This window comes from Leisingera coralii (assembly GCF_049056525.1).
Taxonomy (GTDB): domain Bacteria; phylum Pseudomonadota; class Alphaproteobacteria; order Rhodobacterales; family Rhodobacteraceae; genus Leisingera; species Leisingera coralii.
In genome coordinates this window covers 1-2,801 of record NZ_JBHUPT010000127.1, presented here as the reverse complement: position 1 = coordinate 2,801, position 2,801 = coordinate 1, and the positions used below count along the sequence as shown (strand labels likewise).

Sequence of the window (2,801 nt, the reverse complement as noted above, 5' to 3'; positions counted from 1 at the left end):
GCCATGAGCTACAAGAGTGACATTGAGATCGCGCGGGAAGCGCAGAAGAAGCCGATCCAGGAGATTGGTGCGAAGATCGGGATTTCCAATGACGATCTGCTGCCCTACGGCCACGACAAGGCGAAGGTGTCGCAGCGGTTCATCAACTCGGTGCAGGACAAGGCCGATGGCAAACTGATCCTGGTGACCGCGATCAACCCGACCCCGGCAGGCGAAGGCAAGACCACCACCACCGTGGGCCTGGGCGACGGGCTGAACCGGATCGGCAAGAACGCGATGATCTGTATCCGCGAAGCGTCGCTGGGCCCGAACTTCGGCATGAAGGGCGGCGCCGCAGGCGGCGGCTACGCCCAGGTGGTGCCGATGGAGGAAATGAACCTCCATTTTACCGGCGACTTCCACGCCATCACCTCGGCCCACTCGCTGCTGTCGGCGATGATCGACAACCACATCTACTGGGGCAACGAGCAGGACATCGACACCCGCCGCGTCGCCTGGCGCCGTGTGGTCGACATGAACGACCGCGCCCTGCGCCAGATCACCGCCTCGCTGGGCGGCGTCTCCAACGGCTTCCCGCGCGAAGCCGGCTTTGACATCACCGTGGCGTCGGAAGTGATGGCGATCCTCTGCCTGGCGACCGACCTGAAGGACCTGGAAAAGCGCCTGGGCGACATCATCGTGGCCTACCGCCGCGACAAGACCCCGGTCTACTGCCGCGACATCAAGGCCGAAGGCGCGATGACCGTGCTGCTGAAAGACGCGATGCAGCCGAACCTGGTGCAGACCCTGGAAAACAACCCGGCCTTCGTGCACGGCGGCCCCTTCGCCAACATCGCGCACGGCTGCAACTCGGTGATCGCCACCAAGACCGCGCTGAAAGTGGCCGACTACGTCGTTACTGAGGCAGGCTTCGGCGCTGACCTCGGTGCCGAGAAGTTCATGAACATCAAGTGCCGCAAGGCAGGCATCGCACCCTCCGCAGTGGTGCTGGTCGCCACCGTGCGCGCGATGAAGATGAACGGCGGCGTTGCCAAGGCGGACCTGGGCGCCGAGAACGTCGACGCGGTGAACTCCGGCTGCGCCAACCTCGGCCGCCACATCGAGAACGTCAAATCCTTCGGCGTGCCGGTGGTGGTTGCGATCAACCACTTCGTCACCGACACCGATGCGGAAGTTGACGCCGTCAAAGCCTACTGCGCCTCCCACGGCGTCGAAGCGGTGCTGTCGCGCCACTGGGAACTGGGCTCCGAGGGCTCTGCCGATCTGGCCCAGAAAGTTGTCGAGCTGGCCGATTCCGGCACCGCCAACTTCTCGCCGATCTACCCGGACGAGATGCCGCTGTTCGAGAAGATCGAAACCATCGCCAAGCGTATCTACCGCGCCGACGAGGTGCTGGCGGACAACAAGATCCGCAACCAGCTGAAGGAATGGGAAGAGGCGGGCTACGGCAACCTGCCGGTCTGCATGGCCAAGACCCAGTACTCCTTCTCGACCGACCCGTCGCTGCGCGGCGCGCCGGTGGGCCATTCGGTGCCGGTGCGCGAAGTGCGCCTCAGCGCCGGTGCTGGCTTCATCGTGGTGGTCTGCGGCGAGATCATGACGATGCCGGGCCTGCCGCGCACCCCGGCGGCGGAAACCATCCGCCTGAATGCGGACGGCCAGATCGAAGGCCTGTTCTGAGCCAGCGCAAACGGAATGCAGCGGCCCGGGGACACCCGGGCCGCTGAAGCTTTGAGATGACGGGACCGGATCCGGGGGCGGCCCCCCGGCGGAAAGGAAGAGAGCAATGGCAGCAACAGTGATTGACGGCAAGGCCTTTGCGGCCAAGGTGCGCGGCCAGGTGGCCGAGCATGTGGCGCGGCTGAAAGAGGAAAACGGCATCACCCCCGGCCTGGCGGTGGTGCTGGTGGGCGAGGATCCGGCCTCCCAGGTCTATGTCCGCTCCAAGGGCAAGAGCACCGTCGAGGTGGGCATGAACTCGTTCGAGCACAAGCTGGACGCGGGCACCTCGGAAAAGGATCTGCTGGCGCTGATCGATCAGCTGAACAACGACCCCTCGGTGCATGGCATCCTGGTGCAGCTGCCGCTGCCGGGGCATCTGGACGAGGATCTGGTGATCAACTCGATCGCGCCGGAAAAGGATGTGGACGGCTTCCACATCTCCAACGTCGGCCTGCTGGGCACCGGCCAGAAGTCGATGGTGCCCTGCACCCCGCTGGGCTGCCTGATGATGCTGCGTGAGCACCACGGCTCGCTGTCGGGCATGGATGCGGTGGTGATCGGCCGTTCCAACATCGTCGGCAAGCCGATGGCGCAGCTTCTCCTGGGCGACAGCTGCACCGTGACCATCGCGCATTCGCGCACCAAGGACCTGCCGGACGTGGTGCGCCGCGCCGACATCGTGGTGGCGGCGGTGGGCCGTCCGGAGATGGTGCCGGGCGACTGGATCAAGGAAGGTGCGACGGTGATTGACGTCGGCATCAACCGCATCGAGCGCGACGGCAAGAACGTGCTGGTGGGCGACGTGGATTTTGCCTCCGCCGCGGAGCGCGCCGGCGCCATCACCCCGGTGCCGGGCGGCGTCGGCCCGATGACCATCGCCTGCCTGCTGGCGAACACGGTGACCGCCGCCTGCCGCGCCAACAACCTGTCCGAGCCGGAAGGCCTGACCGCCTGAGCGCGGAACGCCGAGCGCTGACCTGACCAGCTCCCGCCGGATGCCTCCGGCGGGGTGAGCGGGGTTCCTGGAAACGCTCCAGTGGAGCGTTTCCCCCGCGAACGGGCGGAGCCCTTTTGGAAAG

2 protein-coding genes are annotated in these 2,801 nt (G+C 65.9%); both read left to right on the top strand.

From position 1 onward, the window contains the following. The first annotated feature begins 3 nt into the window (after positions 1-3). Entirely contained in the window at positions 4-1,680 is a 1,677-nt protein-coding gene (locus ACFMBG_RS24015; protein ID WP_421057156.1) for a formate--tetrahydrofolate ligase, read from the top strand. A 106-nt stretch (positions 1,681-1,786) separates the two neighbouring features. Further along, positions 1,787-2,677: a bifunctional methylenetetrahydrofolate dehydrogenase/methenyltetrahydrofolate cyclohydrolase FolD gene (folD, locus tag ACFMBG_RS24010; protein WP_421057155.1), complete on the top strand. Its 891-nt coding sequence runs from the start codon at positions 1,787-1,789 to the stop codon at positions 2,675-2,677. The last annotated feature ends 124 nt before the right edge of the window (positions 2,678-2,801 follow it).

Coding starts and splice junctions, on each gene's coding strand:
- ACFMBG_RS24015 (WP_421057156.1), top strand. CDS start 4: ATGAGCTACAAGAGTGACATTGAGATCGCGCGGGAAGCGCAGAAGAAG.
- folD (WP_421057155.1), top strand. CDS start 1,787: ATGGCAGCAACAGTGATTGACGGCAAGGCCTTTGCGGCCAAGGTGCGC.